This window comes from Kitasatospora sp. NPDC057542 (assembly GCF_042801945.1).
Classification (GTDB): Bacteria; Actinomycetota; Actinomycetes; order Streptomycetales; family Streptomycetaceae; genus Kitasatospora.
The window spans coordinates 1-12,268 of record NZ_JBHVFE010000264.1 but is presented as its reverse complement, the minus strand read 5'-3'; the positions used below and the strand labels follow the sequence as shown (position 1 = coordinate 12,268).

Here is a 12,268-nt window from a genome sequence, read left to right as displayed (position 1 = left end):
GTCCCATGGACTGCTGCTATTTCTCGGGGTACTGCTCGGGGCTGGTGCGGGTGCCGTCACCCAGGTGGTCGAGGCGAGCGAGGTGATGCCGGGCCGGTAGGCGAGCTGGAGGGTGTCGCCGGTGTCGTCGATGACCCGCTGCGGCATCGCGGTCCAGATCCGACCCGCGTGGACGTCGCGGCGCACCGCCGTGCTGCCGGGCGCGAACCGGGCGGGCGAGGCCTGCGCGGCAAAGGCGGTCACGGCCGGCCCCCGGTCGTGCAGGCGGGCTCGTGCCACGTCGTACGGACGACCAGGCCGCCCGGACGGATGCGCTCGCTGAACCAGGTCCGGCAGCACCCGCCCGCGCCGCGCTGTCGGGCAGCGGCCGGTGCCGTCCGGGCTACGGCCGGGAGGGCAGCGGCCGCCGGGTGGCGACGGCGACGGCGGTGCCTGGTGGGGGTCGTCATGCGAAGGCTCTGCCCGCCCCCGTGGGCCGGCGAACCCGGCCACCACCCGGACGGAGTAGCCCCGCCCGTTCCCACCGGGCACTGACCTACGACAACACCCGATACTCACCGGCGGGCGGCCACCCGGGGCGGGCAAACTCACCACCGCCCCGGGCGAAGCTCACCGGCCCGCCCGTGAAACTCCCCAGTGCAGGTCACAGCGACCGGGCTGGCCGCAACACGGGTGCAACACGCTTCCCCCGGCCCAGATCGCCGGGGGTTTTCGCAGGTCAGCAGTGCAACGCGGTCGTGTTGCACCTCGTGTTGCGGCTGGCCCGCCGGTCAGGAGCGGCGCCACCAGGAGCCGGCGTTCTTCGCCCTGACCGCTTCGGCAGCCGCGGCTTCAGCCTTGGCGGCGGCCCGCTCGGCCCGCTTCCGGTCGGACTCCTCCTTCTGGCAGGACGTGCTTCTCTTCACTTCACCCGATTGGGCGATCGGGGCCGCCGGGGACCGGTGCGCGGCCGAGCATGTAACCCTGTGGATCCGTCCTCCATCGCCGTGATCCACTGAGGCCATGAGCTTGTCGGTGGATGTGTTCGTCGTCGGTGAAGACGACAAGATGGACCTGCTGCACGTCCCGGAGGGCAGTTCCGACCTCGCGGGCTTCGAGCGCTGGCGTACCACTGTGTGGGGATCCGACGCCGTGCGCTCGTTGGGGGCGAGGTTCTTCCCGATCTTGGCCAGCGGTGACTGGCTCAAGGTGGCCCCGGACCAGGTGGCGGACTTCCTGGGTGAATGCGCCCTGCTCCGGAGCAACCTCGAACTCGTCGCGCCCGGCGCCGACCCAGCGAAGTCGCATGCTGAGTACGTCCGGCAGATCGCCGAGCGACTGGTGAACATCGAGGACGCTGCCGAGCGTGCGCAGAACGTCAGGGGTGGTGTGGTCATCTGGTAGGGCGTCCGTTCTGGAGGAAATTCGGCGGTCGGTCTGCCCGTGGCGTGGCAGGATGGCGCCATGACGTTGATCCGAAGGGGCGATGCCGCGTAAGTCGCCCGGCGCCGTGCGCGCCCAGACGCGGTTGATTCGGGGTCAGTCCCGACAGTTCAGTCAGGTCCGAGGCCTGCGACGAAGTGCCCAAGCTGCTGTCAGGCGCCTTGAGGCTGGCAGGTTTGGGCCCGGCTTCTTGAGTGAGGCGCTCGGCCAGTACGAACGGTTCTTGCGCCAGCCTGGTCGGTGGCTCTATGTGCCGTTGGCGGATTGTCCGTGCCACGATGTGCTGGGTGGTCGGAACAACCTGGAAGCCATGCTTCATGCGCTGCCGTCGGCCGCGCGCCGTGAACTGAGCCAGATCGTGACCCGGCTCGATGCGGAGTTCGAGCGGCGTACGTTGCCGGATCCGTATGCGTCGGAACGGTTGTGCAGCGAGTGGTTCGACCCGCCGAGTCGGCCGTGGTGGTACCTGCGGTTGACCAAGCCGTAGGCGAATGCGTGAGGCATCGGCCGCTCCCCGCCGCAGGCGGACGGGCCTCCGGCGGGGATGGACGCAGGAGAGCTGACTCGCATGGTTGATCGTCGTCGCGGCATATCCGGTGCCGAGGTACGGCTTGCCGGTGCGCGGATTTGACCGTTCCCGGGGCCGGCGACAGGAGGTTGCGCCGCCGGTGTTGCGGGTTCGGTGCCGTGCGCATCCAACCGGTCAGCACGGCCGCTTCCGCCTCGGTCGCCCGCTCCCCGGCGACATCGAGCAGCCACAGCAGCCGGAACCACCGCAGCATCCCGAACCCATCGCTGCGAGCCGTCAGCGGGCTGCTGTCACTCGGCGCCAGGTCGCGCAGGTACGCGGTGACCGGCTCGACCTCGGCCGCGAGGCCGTTGAGGAGGACGTACGGCGGATGGGCCTCGCCGATTTCCAGAACAGCACTCACACAGGGCAGTTGGGACCGACCCTCCATCAGTTCGTGGCGCAGATCCACTTCACTCTCCTTGATCGCGGTGACCAGCACGGCGATCAACGAGGAGAGGAAGGTGCAGATAACGGTGCACAGCCGGTCGCCCCATCGCGCCCGGTCCCACTCCGCGTCGGTGAGCTTGGCCGAGCAGCGTGTGCAGGCCGGGCGGTTCGCCTCCCGCTCGGCCTGCTCGCGGGCGCGGCGCCACCAGTACACCGTGCGGTCGGCGGGCTCCTCACCGGCGAGGGCCGGGTCGTTGTCGCGGACCTTGACGTGGAACAGCTCGCGGTAGGCGGTGAACTTCGCCGCCACCCGGGCCGGCGCCATGGTGGAACGGTCGACCTCGACCATGAGCACCGGCACCCCGATCGCCGGAGCCTGCCACACACCGTCAGGGCGCACCTTCCGCTTCCCTCCCGGCAGCAGGACCTCCGTCTCGGTCGACCAGGAACGCACCCTGCCCATCCTGCCCGCGGCCCCCGGCACGGTGCCGCCGAGGACGAAGGCGAGCACGGTCTCGTTGACCGCCATCGCATGCGGCGCACCGGAGCGGCCGGCACCGCCACCGCCCGGCTGCGCTCGACGGTGGCGGTCGACGGGGACGAGAGGGCGAAGTCCCGTGCGCCCGGCCGACCTCGACGGCTGCTTCACCACCGGCCAAGCGGGTCAGGTGTCCGGAACTTCGGGACGGCGATCCTCTCGCACCCCTCCGCAAAAGATTTCCGGTCGACCTGCAACCTCCGGCAGGTTCAGACGTCCAAGAGATACCGGACTCTCCGGAACAGCCAATGCAGTAGCCGTACTTGGGGGGAACCAGGCATGCGTGCCCGTACCGCCACCACCCTGGCCGTCCTGACGGCCCTCACCCTGACCGTCCCCGCCCTCACCGTGTCCCCGGCCCTCGCCGCCCCGGCCTCGGCGCCGAGTTGGACCGCCGACCTCACCGCTCCGGCCGGCTTCGTCGGGATGAGCCCGACCTGCGTCCTGGACACCCGGACCGACAACACTCCGTTCCACAACGGCTTCACTCCGCTCGGCCCGCGAGAGTACTACCCGGCGGTGGTGGGCGTGGTCCCGCACGAGGCGACGGCCGTCGTGGTCAACGTGACCGCGACCAACCCCACCTCCGCGGGCTACCTCTCGGTCCGAGGCGAATCCACGCCCCAGACCGGCACTCCGGACACCTCCAGCCTCACCTTCACGCCCGGCCAGACGGTGTCCAACCTGGTCACGGTCGCGCTCAGCCAGGACAACGTCCGGCACACCGTCAACATCTTCAACAGCGCCGGGACGACCGACGTCATCCTCGACGTGGTCGGCTACTACGCGCCCGGCGCGGCCGACAAGTTCACCCCCCTGCACCCGAACCGCATCGCCGACAGCCGGACCGACGGCACCGGCCCCCTCGGCAGCTCCGCCACCCGCTCGATCCGGGTCGCCCGGCCCGAACTCGGCGACCAGGACGCCCATGCGGTGGTCCTCAACGTCACCGCCACCGACGGCACCGCGGACAGCTTCCTGACCGTCTACCCGACCGGCACGACGCGCCCGTCCGAGGCATCCAACGTCACCGTTCCGGTCCGGCGCGACGTCGCGAACCGGGTCGTGGTGCCGGTCGGGGCCGACGGGAAGATCGACATCTACAACCACATCGGCTCGGTCAACGTGATCGTCGACATCGTCGGCTACTACAGCCCCTCGGGCACCGGCCTGTTCCAGGCGCTCAAAACCCCCGTCCGCCTGGACGACACCCGGACCACGGGCTACAAGATGACCGGCCCGACCACCATGGGGCTCGGCATCGAGGTGGACCCGAAGGGCCTGGGCGCGGAGCTCAACATCACCGCCACCAACGCCGACGCCGCCGGCCACCTCACGGTGTTCCCGGGCACAGCCGACTGGAACGTCCCGGGCACCTCCACCCTCAGCTATGTCCCCGGCCTGACCGTGGCCAACTCGGTCACCACCGGCCTCGACGACAACTCCACCACCTTCTCCATGGACAGCTTCGGCGGTGCGGTGGACGTCATCACCGCACTGACCGGCTACTACACCACCGGCTGAGCACGGCGCCCTCGACGCCGAAAGCGACCCGGCCGGCGTTCGAGGTGCAACGTGCATGTGACGAGGGCCGGGGACGAACCTGCTCGTCCCCGGCCCGGCTCTCTGATCAGTCCGCTCTTGGGCGCCAGGCGGCGGCCTGGCCCGCCGCGACTCTGCCGCAGACGATGGCGACACCCGCGCCGGAGGCAGCGACGACGGCGAGGCCGAGAACGAGGACGGACAGGGACGTCGTCCCGCCCTTGCCGAGGTTGATCAGCAGTCGGCCCAACAGTGCGGCTACCAGGGCTCCGGCCACGCCGACGACGCTCAGTGGGAGGGCGAGGTTCCAGAACGCGATGCCGCGGTAGAAGCGGGCGTCGGTGCGGTAGGAGGCCAGCGGGCCGAGCGCCTTGGCCTGTTCCAGGAAGATGCCGGCGGCGCCGAGCGATCCCGCCAGGGCCAGGGCGAGGAGGCCGAGCAGGGCGACGTCGAGCAGCCAGCGGATCTGCGCGGCCTGCGCGGCCGTGCCGAGCAGCCAGGACTGCCCCGGGCGGTAGGTCATGGGGCCGATGAGGTGGGCGTAGGCGGCCTGCTCGATCACGGACACACCGGGCTCGCCGTCGCGGTTGAGGACGAGGAAGCCGTAGAACGCCAGTTCGCCGCCGGCCGTCGGGGCGGTGCAGCCGCAGACCGTCGCCACCGGTGCGCTGACCATCTCGTCGCCCAGAAGGACTTCGCGGCCGAACGGTGTCAGGCTTTCGAAGGCCTCCTTCGGAGGCCTGGGCCGGGTCGGACAGGTCCGCATCCGTCCCAGCTCCGCGAGCGCCTCGCACCGGCCGGTGAGGGAGACCCGCGGTGCGTTGTCCGTCGAACCCGACTGCGGCGCGTAGAGCAGGGTGCGGGACGGACCCGCGGCCGTGATGAACCCCTCCGCCGTGGCGGGGATGTTGCGCGAGCGGACCTGCGGCGGCGATGCCTGCCACGAGCGGCATGGCGGCCTCCCCCGCGAGGACCAGTGTGCGCAGGCTGGTCGGCGCCCCGAGCGCGTCCAGCATGGACAGACGCCGATCGCGGGACTCGGACTGGCTGCGGACCGCGACCAGGATCAGTGCGGCGCACGGGAGTCCGGCCATGAGCAGAAGCAGGAGCTGCAGTTCGTCCAGCCCTCGGTCGAACTGATGGCTGCTGATGAAGAAGAAGACGCGGTCCGGGTTGCCGAATCCGCTGATGTAGGAGGTCCGTTCGTCGACCTCGTCGAAGAACCCCGGCCGGGTCGGGTTGGTGTAGACGACCAGTTCGGCGCCGTCGGCGAGACCCTCGTGCGCAATGGTCCCGGCGAGCGTTCCGTAGCGGTCGGCCATCGCTGCGTTCGCGGCGAGCAGTGCGGGGGAAAGGTAGGCCTCGCCGGGCTTGGGCCACCGGGGCAGGCCGGGCGGCGGCGGGGCGTCCTGGCCCAGGGGCTGGACGAAGATGACGGAGATGCCACGTCCGTCGAAGGTGTCCGGCCGTTCCCACCAGCGGGCCGCGGCCGACGCGCGCTCGGACTCGGCGACGGGGACGGGGTTCCTGGCCGTCATACGCAGGTCGCGTTGGTCGTGGACCACGGCGGAGCCGGCCACCACACAGGCGGTGGCGAAGGTGATCAGAGCGGCGAAGAACAGCGAGGCGCGGTGCACGCTGCCCGCTCGGCCCCGGCCGGCCCGCCGTCCGATCGCCAGGGCGAGCCGGACCCGCCCCGGTGTCGGCCGGCCGGAGCCGCCGGTGGTACGGGGGCTGGTCGCACGGGTCACCGGGCGACCCCCGCGCTGCCGGCCGGCGCGAGACGGCCGTCGGCCATCGCCAGCACCCGGTCGGCGCGTGCCGCCACCTCCGGATTGTGCGTGACAACGACGAGGGCGCACCCGTATCGCGAGGGCAGGGAGAAGAGCAGGTCCGAGACGGTGGTCGAGGCCTTTCCGTCCAGGGCGCCGGTCGGCTCGTCCGCAAGGACGACTCGGGGTTGCCCGATCAGCGCCCGTGCCACGGCGACGCGTTGGCGCTCACCTCCGGACAACGCACCGGTGTCGGTGCCCAGGACGTCCTTCACACCGAGGCTGTCGAGCAGGCCGGACCCGCGGGTGTACGCCTCCTCCTTCGGCACCCGGAGCGGCCCCGTGCCCGCCCTTGCGCCGCTGGTGGTCACCGCCGGGTCCAGCCCGGGCAGGCGGGCTCGTGCCAGGTCGTTCGGACGACGACCCCGCCCAGGGTGAGGTGCTCGCTCGAGCCCGGCACGACGATCAGCCGCCGAGCCGGGGAACGCCTCGTCACCCATACCCGGCCGCGATCAGTCAGGGCGGGTCACGGTGCCAGCCGTCTTCCGGCACCGAAGGGAAACGCTCCGTCCGGGTGCGGGACGTTCGGTCGAGTCCCGCATCACGCCGGAGGAGCTGCGAAGGGGCCACGGACCAGGCAACTCCCGCTGATCTCGATGGTTCTGATGCCCTGCTATGGTCCGGACCCGTGACGGACAGGGTGCAGAAGCAGTACGAGGCGATGCGTGGGCACTTCCACCGGGCCGCGGGGCAGCACGGATTCACGCTCGACCCCGCCCAGGAGTTCCCGGTCGAACGACTCAGCCGGCTGGCCGGCGAGCTGGCCCACCCCGCCTGGCGGCTGCGCCGCAGTCCGCGGCATCTCTACCTCTGGGGCCCGGTCGGCCGCGGCAAGAGCTGGCTGGTGAACACCTTCCTCGACGGGCTGCCGACCCCGCGCAAGCGACGGCTGCACTTCCACGACTTCTTCCGCCGACTGCACGAGGGTGTCGCCCACCACGCCGAGAGTCGGACCGCGGACGGCGCGGCGGTGGACCGAGCCGTGGACGAGCTGCTCGGCAACTGCCGGATTCTCGTCTTCGATGAGTTCCACGCCCACGACGCGGGTGACGCGATGCTGGTCGCCCGTCTCCTCCGCACCCTGCTGGAGCGGCGGATCACTCTTGTCACCACGTCCAACTACCCGCCCGCCGGGCTGATGCCCGACCCGCTGTACCACCACCTCTTCGAGCCGACGATCAGGCTGATCGAGGAGCGGATGGACGTGCTCGATGTCTGCGGGCCAGTCGACTTCCGGCGGCAGCCCCGGTCGGACCGCGCTCACGGGTTCGACCTCGGCGCCCGTCTCCGCCCCGGCGACGAGACCTCGGCCGGTCTCACTCCGCCCCGGCCCGAGGAAGCGGGTTCGGTGACCGCTCACCACCGTGAGCTGTCGGCCCGGGCAGTCCGCGAGGACCACGTGTGGTTCGGCTTCCAGGAGCTGTGCGAGGGCCTCACCGCCGTCGAGGACTACCTCGCACTCGCCGACCGCTTCCCCACCATCGTCCTCGACGGCGTCCCACCGCTCACCGAGGCATCCCCCGACGGCCGTCGGCGCTTCGCCAACCTGGTCGACGTCTGCTGCGACCGCGACGTCCGCCTGGTCCTGATCGGCGCTGATCCGCTCGCCGGCCTCTCCACGGGCTCCACCCTCATGCGCGACCTCGACCGCACCGCCAGCCGCCTCGCCCTCCTCCGCCGGCCGGCTCAGGAGGCCGCCGGCTGAGCGCCCACCGAGCACCCAGCGGGAATGGAGAAGTCCTGCTGGAGTACTATGCCTGCCCCCAGAACTCCGTGCAGGTCTCCTGCACGACGACACCGTTATCGCGGGCGCACACCTTAAAACTGAGATAGGTCCCTTCGGGGAAGTCGTAGTTCTTGTGGACGGTGGTCCCCGCACCGTTCGAGTTGTACAGGACGCCCGACCCGTAGTCCAAGGTTCCCCACGTGGCGTAGCAGCCGGCGCCGTCCTTGAGGTTGTCGTTCAGGTAGAAGTGGTCGCCGTACGACACGAACTGGAGGTCGCACACGGCGTCGGCGTATCGGCCCCAGGCCTGGCTCCAGGCCCTGCCGTTGGATCCCGCCCAGGCGGAGCCGGACAGGGCGAACGTCAAGCCCACGGTGCCGACTGCGACAGTGAGCACGGTCACGGTACGCTTGAGTACGGACATCGTTAAGTGCCTCCAGTTTAGGGAACCTCATCAACTGCTGCCACTGTGCGGCCTGACGCCACGTCAGGCTCAAATCGGCCGGCGGAGCTCCGTGCGGGCCTTACGCCTTGGTGGCAGGCAAAGCGACATCCCGTTCCGCGTCTGCACTGATGTCGTGCGCGGTGTGCACCGAGCCGGCGTCGGCGGCGGCCTTTGCGTCGGCGGCGACCAGGTCCGGGATGAGCAGTCCGTCGGGGAAGACGTGGCCCCACCTCCCGGGCGCCCTCCCCACGCGACGCCCCTGAGAAGGTGGAGTTCGCCGTTCACACTGCCTACTTGCAGAACCTCTGACACCACCGGCCCACGCGGCAGGGTAGGCCGCGTAAACCGCAGGGCCGCGTAGTCGTCAATCCTCGTATCTGGGCGGCCACGCGGGCTGCTCTCACGGTCGCTGTGGTGGGCGCCGACGCAGGACGGCGGAGGCGGAGGTGCCGGGGGCGGTGCCGGCCTGGACGGCGGCGTGGATGCGGTCGCCCTCCGGGTCCCGGTACAGCTCCGCCCGGAGCCACCAGGGCTTCAGGACGCCGCCGATCGTCTCGACGTCGGCCTCACCCATCTCCCGGTAGAACTCCATCCGCTGCGCCGGCGGCAGAGCTGCGGCGACGGCGTCCTGGGTGCGCGGGATGGCCTGCTGGCCCTCGGGGTGGGCTGTAGGGGTTGATGTGAATATCGCGTGCTCGGAATGACGCTCCCCGCCGGTCGGCGCCGACACGTGGGACACGGCCACCCGCAAGCGCTTCGCGAACGACCTCGACCACAGCCAGCTGATCGCGGTCTCCGCCTCCTCCAACCGTTCCAAGGGCGACCAGAGCCCGGACCAGTGGGCGCCTCCGAACGTCGACTTCCGGTGCACCTATTCGCGGGCCTGGATCAGTGTGAAGTACGAGTACACGCTGAACATCACCGGCCCGGAGAAGGACAAGCTCACCACCATGCTGGACACCTGCGACTGATGCACGCGCCCACCGAGCCGGCCCGGCTCCGCGACCAGGTCCTCGTCGGGCCCGGCGGCGCCATGACCGACCAAGTCGGCGTCATCACCGGCGACCTGACCGTCACCACCACCGCCCGCCCCGACAACCTCGCCGACATCACCATCGAGTACACCGGCGCCGAGGAGACCTACACCCTCACCGGCAGCCCGGTACCCATCCCCGCGGCCGGCCTGCAGGCCCTGCACAAGGAGGTGCTCGCCGCAGTCCGCGCCGGGCGCGCGGCGCAGGCTCCACGCTGACGAACCGCGGGTCCGGCACAGGAGTGGTGCCGGGCCGGACCCGCAGGCCTGGTCTGGGGCGGGGCACCAGCGTCAGAAACTGATCGACTGGGCGGGAGCGTCGGCGGGATCCCGCTCAGGCGGCAGCGCTCAGCAGTCCTCACCGACATCCGGCCGGTCATGCCGAACGCGTCCAACTCGCTGACCCGGGCCGCACCGACCAGGCCCTGGCCGCCCAGGTGGCGCTGACGGGCGAGCCAGGAGATCAGCTCCGCGTGCTTCGTCCTGTCGGTGGGGTCGAGATGGCCGTGCTGGACGTGGAACACCGCTGCGACCGCGTGCATCCGCTGCCACTCCACGGCCCGCGGGTTGAACGCCCGCAGCTTCACCGGCTGCAGGATCCGCGCCGCGTGCTGCTTGGCGTTGATCCGCAGCCACTCGACCAGCGACTCCACCGCCGCCGGCTGCTCGCCCTGCCGCCGGTCTCGTCGCTCTCCTCGGAGGCCGAGGTCGTGTACTGCTCCGCGCAGGCAAAAGCTCCTGCGTCAGACTCAGTGCTCCGTGGCCGTGTACAGGCCACGGCCGACCCGCTGTGCGCGGGAGGCCTTGACAAGCCGCTCCAGTGCGGTGCGCACGGCGTTGACGGCGTTCGGGGTGTCCTCGCGTCCCAGGGCCAGGGCCACGTCGCGGGCCCGAACCGGCTCACCTGCCGTGGCCAGGAAGTTCACGACGGCGTCCGCCGTACGGGATGCCTGCGGGGCTGCGGCAGCCTGCGGGGCCGGCTTCGCCTTGCCGGTCTTCCTCGCCCGGACGGGCTTGTCCGCCTCCGCTCGTTTCCTGCCGGTGACCGGACGCGCCTTGGCCGCGCCGCCGGTTCGGGCGCGCGGCACCTCGGCCTCGAACTGCTCGGCCGGCACGGGGCGCGCCTCCTCGACAGCCTCCGCCAGGACGGCGGGCGCCGGATGGAGCAGGGGCGCCGCCGCCAGCGAGCGCAGACTGTCCAAAGCGGCCCGCACCGCCTCCAGACGTCCGGTGACAGCGCTCAACTCACTCTCCAGACGCTCCTGCTGCTCCTGGAGCGCGGGAAGCTCGCGTTCCAACAGGGCGATGGTGGACTCGACGCCGTCACGCGTCTCGAATGTGGTGGTCATACCTACCTCGCTCATGGCTTCCGGATCCGACCGCCGCAGATGCGGTGGCACCCTCGGGGAAGGCATCGAGCAGAGCAGTCTACTGATCGGCCGGCTTGTTGTCGGTCAGCGAGGCGAGTTTCACATTGGCCTCTTCCTCGGCTGTCGCGAGGAAGAGGCGTCGGACTGGGCCAGCCGCTTGCCCACCGGTGCCGATCTGCGTAGGCGCCTCCCGTCGGAGACCCCGGCTGCCTGCAACTGTCCGGCTTGGTGTCAGGCTTCTGTCCGACAGGTCGGTGGTTTCTCAGTGGTCCGGGCCGCAGACGGCGCCGCCGGGTTGCCGGCGGGAGTACCGGACCCCGGCGGCCTGCGAGGTCGTCGGCTCGCTGCCGTCGGCAGGGGTGAGGGTGTAGGAGACCGTGATCGACCCCTCGGTGACGGAGTCCAGGACACCGTCCCAGGGGATGGTGAAGTCGACTGTGGTGGTGTCAGCGGTGATGTTCACGACGCCCTGGATGGTCGCGGCCGGGGTCTGCCCGGGAAAGTCGCCGCAGACCGTGACCTCGAAGGTGAGCTGGTCTCCGGTTTTGAAGGGCAGCTGGTCCACCCTGACGAGCACGCCGTTCCAGGGCTTCTGCCGACAGTTGATCCAGCCGACAGGCTCCTCGTAGGGGAATTCAGGGAGGTCGAGCTCGATCGACATGCGGGCTCCTGGTCATTGAAAGGCTGAGGCGGCAGGTCGGATTCCCGCCCCGCGACCATGGAACAAACGCCGGTTCGAAGACAGCCAGTCAGTGATCCGGGGCAGGAAGCGGGCCGACTTTGGTGATGATGCCGGTCCACCAGTCCGGTTGATCGGTGGACTGCCAAGAGACTTCCAGCTCTCGGTGAGTGATCTCCTCGGCCTTGAGACGCAGGGCAGCCTGGGCCAGTTCGGCATCGCAGGAGGGTGCGGGACGGTCGAGGAAGCCGTCGGCGAAACCACCCGGTGCTTCGAAGTGCACGGCGTACCGCCATTGGTCGGGCGTGCGGAACAGGACAAGCGTCTTCGGCGTTCCGAGCCCACGCCAGTACGGCTTCCTTCTCATTCCCATGAAAGAAGTATCGGGACGGCTGATCAGGCAGCGACAGCCAGGGGCCCACGTCAGCCGTCTACCGCGTGTGACAGGCGCAACCCGCTGGCCATGACAGCGGGTTGTTCATCTCATGACAGCCATCCCGCTGACACCACCCCACACACTCACAAGTAGTTCCGTTGTCCGAGCTGTTGCGCGGGTTTGAAAGGGCGTTAAGTCCGTTTCTGGTAGCGGCCTCGTTCGGGTTGGGTGAGGAAGCCTTGGCGAGTGAGGCGTCCGAGGCGGCTGCGGGTGATGTTTACGGACGCCTCGTCTGTGGGCATGCCGAGGAGTTCGTGCAGCTCGCGGGCTCGGAACACCTGATGGGG

16 protein-coding genes and 1 pseudogene are annotated in these 12,268 nt (G+C 70.3%); 5 read left to right on the top strand and 12 right to left on the bottom strand.

Annotation, left to right across the window (positions count from 1 at the left end; genetic code table 11):
• Together ACFU7Y_RS27955 and ACFU7Y_RS27950 are read right to left on the bottom strand one after the other, a co-directional pair.
• Positions 1-243: pseudogene (locus ACFU7Y_RS27955) on the bottom strand (hypothetical protein); the annotation flags it as partial.
• Positions 244-770: 527 nt separating this feature from the next.
• The gene (locus tag ACFU7Y_RS27950) at positions 771-905 is read right to left on the bottom strand and encodes a hypothetical protein (protein ID WP_380770027.1); all 135 of its coding nucleotides are present in this window, start codon (positions 903-905) and stop codon (positions 771-773) included.
• A gap of 97 nt (positions 906-1,002) precedes the next feature.
• Here ACFU7Y_RS27950 and ACFU7Y_RS27945 point away from each other — a divergent pair, with 97 nt between their 5' ends.
• Entirely contained in the window at positions 1,003-1,383 is a 381-nt protein-coding gene (locus ACFU7Y_RS27945; RefSeq protein ID WP_224275828.1) for a hypothetical protein, read from the top strand.
• 191 nt (positions 1,384-1,574) lie between these two features.
• On the opposite strand, the gene ACFU7Y_RS27940 is transcribed toward ACFU7Y_RS27945, so the two are convergent.
• Positions 1,575-3,029 carry a replication-relaxation family protein gene (locus tag ACFU7Y_RS27940; protein WP_380770029.1) on the bottom strand — a complete coding sequence of 485 codons (1,455 nt, stop codon included), beginning with the start codon at positions 3,027-3,029 and terminating at the stop codon, positions 1,575-1,577.
• A gap of 168 nt (positions 3,030-3,197) precedes the next feature.
• On the opposite strand from ACFU7Y_RS27940, the gene ACFU7Y_RS27935 reads away from it, so the two are divergent.
• Positions 3,198-4,442 carry a hypothetical protein gene (locus ACFU7Y_RS27935; RefSeq protein ID WP_380770025.1) on the top strand — a complete coding sequence of 415 codons (1,245 nt, stop codon included), beginning with the start codon at positions 3,198-3,200 and terminating at the stop codon, positions 4,440-4,442.
• A 106-nt stretch (positions 4,443-4,548) separates the two neighbouring features.
• On the opposite strand, the gene ACFU7Y_RS27930 is transcribed toward ACFU7Y_RS27935, so the two are convergent.
• The gene (locus ACFU7Y_RS27930) at positions 4,549-5,136 is read right to left on the bottom strand and encodes a hypothetical protein (protein ID WP_380770024.1); all 588 of its coding nucleotides are present in this window, start codon (positions 5,134-5,136) and stop codon (positions 4,549-4,551) included.
• 1,071 nt (positions 5,137-6,207) lie between these two features.
• On the bottom strand, positions 6,208-6,603 hold the full coding sequence (locus tag ACFU7Y_RS27925; protein WP_308020305.1) for an ATP-binding cassette domain-containing protein: 396 nt from the start codon (positions 6,601-6,603) through the stop codon (positions 6,208-6,210).
• Between the two features lie 317 nt (positions 6,604-6,920).
• Between ACFU7Y_RS27925 and zapE the strand changes: the two genes are divergently transcribed.
• Positions 6,921-7,997 (top strand): cell division protein ZapE, encoded by a 1,077-nt coding sequence (zapE, locus tag ACFU7Y_RS27920; protein WP_380770023.1) that lies wholly within the window; start codon positions 6,921-6,923, stop codon positions 7,995-7,997.
• Between the two features lie 46 nt (positions 7,998-8,043).
• On the opposite strand, the gene ACFU7Y_RS27915 is transcribed toward zapE, so the two are convergent.
• The 3 genes from ACFU7Y_RS27915 to ACFU7Y_RS27905 form a co-directional block, all read right to left on the bottom strand.
• Positions 8,044-8,442: a hypothetical protein gene (locus tag ACFU7Y_RS27915; protein WP_380770022.1), complete on the bottom strand. Its 399-nt coding sequence runs from the start codon at positions 8,440-8,442 to the stop codon at positions 8,044-8,046.
• Between the two features lie 100 nt (positions 8,443-8,542).
• Complete coding sequence (locus ACFU7Y_RS27910; protein ID WP_224284725.1) at positions 8,543-8,713, bottom strand: hypothetical protein; 171 nt, start codon at positions 8,711-8,713, stop codon at positions 8,543-8,545.
• 150 nt (positions 8,714-8,863) lie between these two features.
• Entirely contained in the window at positions 8,864-9,280 is a 417-nt protein-coding gene (locus ACFU7Y_RS27905) for a hypothetical protein (RefSeq protein WP_224284726.1), read from the bottom strand.
• A gap of 153 nt (positions 9,281-9,433) precedes the next feature.
• Between ACFU7Y_RS27905 and ACFU7Y_RS27900 the strand changes: the two genes are divergently transcribed.
• Positions 9,434-9,715: a hypothetical protein gene (locus ACFU7Y_RS27900; RefSeq protein WP_224284727.1), complete on the top strand. Its 282-nt coding sequence runs from the start codon at positions 9,434-9,436 to the stop codon at positions 9,713-9,715.
• On the opposite strand, the gene ACFU7Y_RS27895 is transcribed toward ACFU7Y_RS27900, so the two are convergent.
• The 4 genes from ACFU7Y_RS27895 to ACFU7Y_RS27880 all read right to left on the bottom strand — a co-directional run bounded on the left by ACFU7Y_RS27895 (position 9,604) and on the right by ACFU7Y_RS27880 (position 11,918).
• Positions 9,604-10,053 carry a helicase associated domain-containing protein gene (locus ACFU7Y_RS27895; RefSeq protein WP_380770028.1) on the bottom strand — a complete coding sequence of 150 codons (450 nt, stop codon included), beginning with the start codon at positions 10,051-10,053 and terminating at the stop codon, positions 9,604-9,606. The genes ACFU7Y_RS27900 and ACFU7Y_RS27895 overlap by 112 nt on opposite strands.
• 192 nt (positions 10,054-10,245) lie before the next feature.
• Positions 10,246-10,845 carry a hypothetical protein gene (locus tag ACFU7Y_RS27890; protein ID WP_380770021.1) on the bottom strand — a complete coding sequence of 200 codons (600 nt, stop codon included), beginning with the start codon at positions 10,843-10,845 and terminating at the stop codon, positions 10,246-10,248.
• 283 nt (positions 10,846-11,128) lie between these two features.
• Positions 11,129-11,527 (bottom strand): hypothetical protein, encoded by a 399-nt coding sequence (locus tag ACFU7Y_RS27885; RefSeq protein WP_380770020.1) that lies wholly within the window; start codon positions 11,525-11,527, stop codon positions 11,129-11,131.
• 88 nt (positions 11,528-11,615) lie between these two features.
• Positions 11,616-11,918 carry a hypothetical protein gene (locus tag ACFU7Y_RS27880; RefSeq protein ID WP_380770019.1) on the bottom strand — a complete coding sequence of 101 codons (303 nt, stop codon included), beginning with the start codon at positions 11,916-11,918 and terminating at the stop codon, positions 11,616-11,618.
• A gap of 161 nt (positions 11,919-12,079) precedes the next feature.
• Here ACFU7Y_RS27880 and ACFU7Y_RS27875 point away from each other — a divergent pair.
• Positions 12,080-12,268, top strand: a 189-nt coding sequence (locus ACFU7Y_RS27875) for a hypothetical protein (RefSeq protein WP_380770018.1), incomplete at its 3' end; no start/stop codon positions are given.

Bases quoted from the DNA above. Each gene is read 5' to 3' on its own strand.
- ACFU7Y_RS27945 (WP_224275828.1), top strand. From the start codon at position 1,003: ATGAGCTTGTCGGTGGATGTGTTCGTCGTCGGTGAAGACGACAAGATG.
- ACFU7Y_RS27935 (WP_380770025.1), top strand. From the start codon at position 3,198: ATGCGTGCCCGTACCGCCACCACCCTGGCCGTCCTGACGGCCCTCACC.
- ACFU7Y_RS27930 (WP_380770024.1), bottom strand. From the start codon at position 5,136: ATGGTCAGCGCACCGGTGGCGACGGTCTGCGGCTGCACCGCCCCGACG.
- ACFU7Y_RS27915 (WP_380770022.1), bottom strand. From the start codon at position 8,442: ATGTCCGTACTCAAGCGTACCGTGACCGTGCTCACTGTCGCAGTCGGC.
- ACFU7Y_RS27900 (WP_224284727.1), top strand. From the start codon at position 9,434: ATGCACGCGCCCACCGAGCCGGCCCGGCTCCGCGACCAGGTCCTCGTC.
- ACFU7Y_RS27890 (WP_380770021.1), bottom strand. From the start codon at position 10,845: ATGACCACCACATTCGAGACGCGTGACGGCGTCGAGTCCACCATCGCC.
- ACFU7Y_RS27885 (WP_380770020.1), bottom strand. From the start codon at position 11,527: ATGTCGATCGAGCTCGACCTCCCTGAATTCCCCTACGAGGAGCCTGTC.
- ACFU7Y_RS27880 (WP_380770019.1), bottom strand. From the start codon at position 11,918: ATGGGAATGAGAAGGAAGCCGTACTGGCGTGGGCTCGGAACGCCGAAG.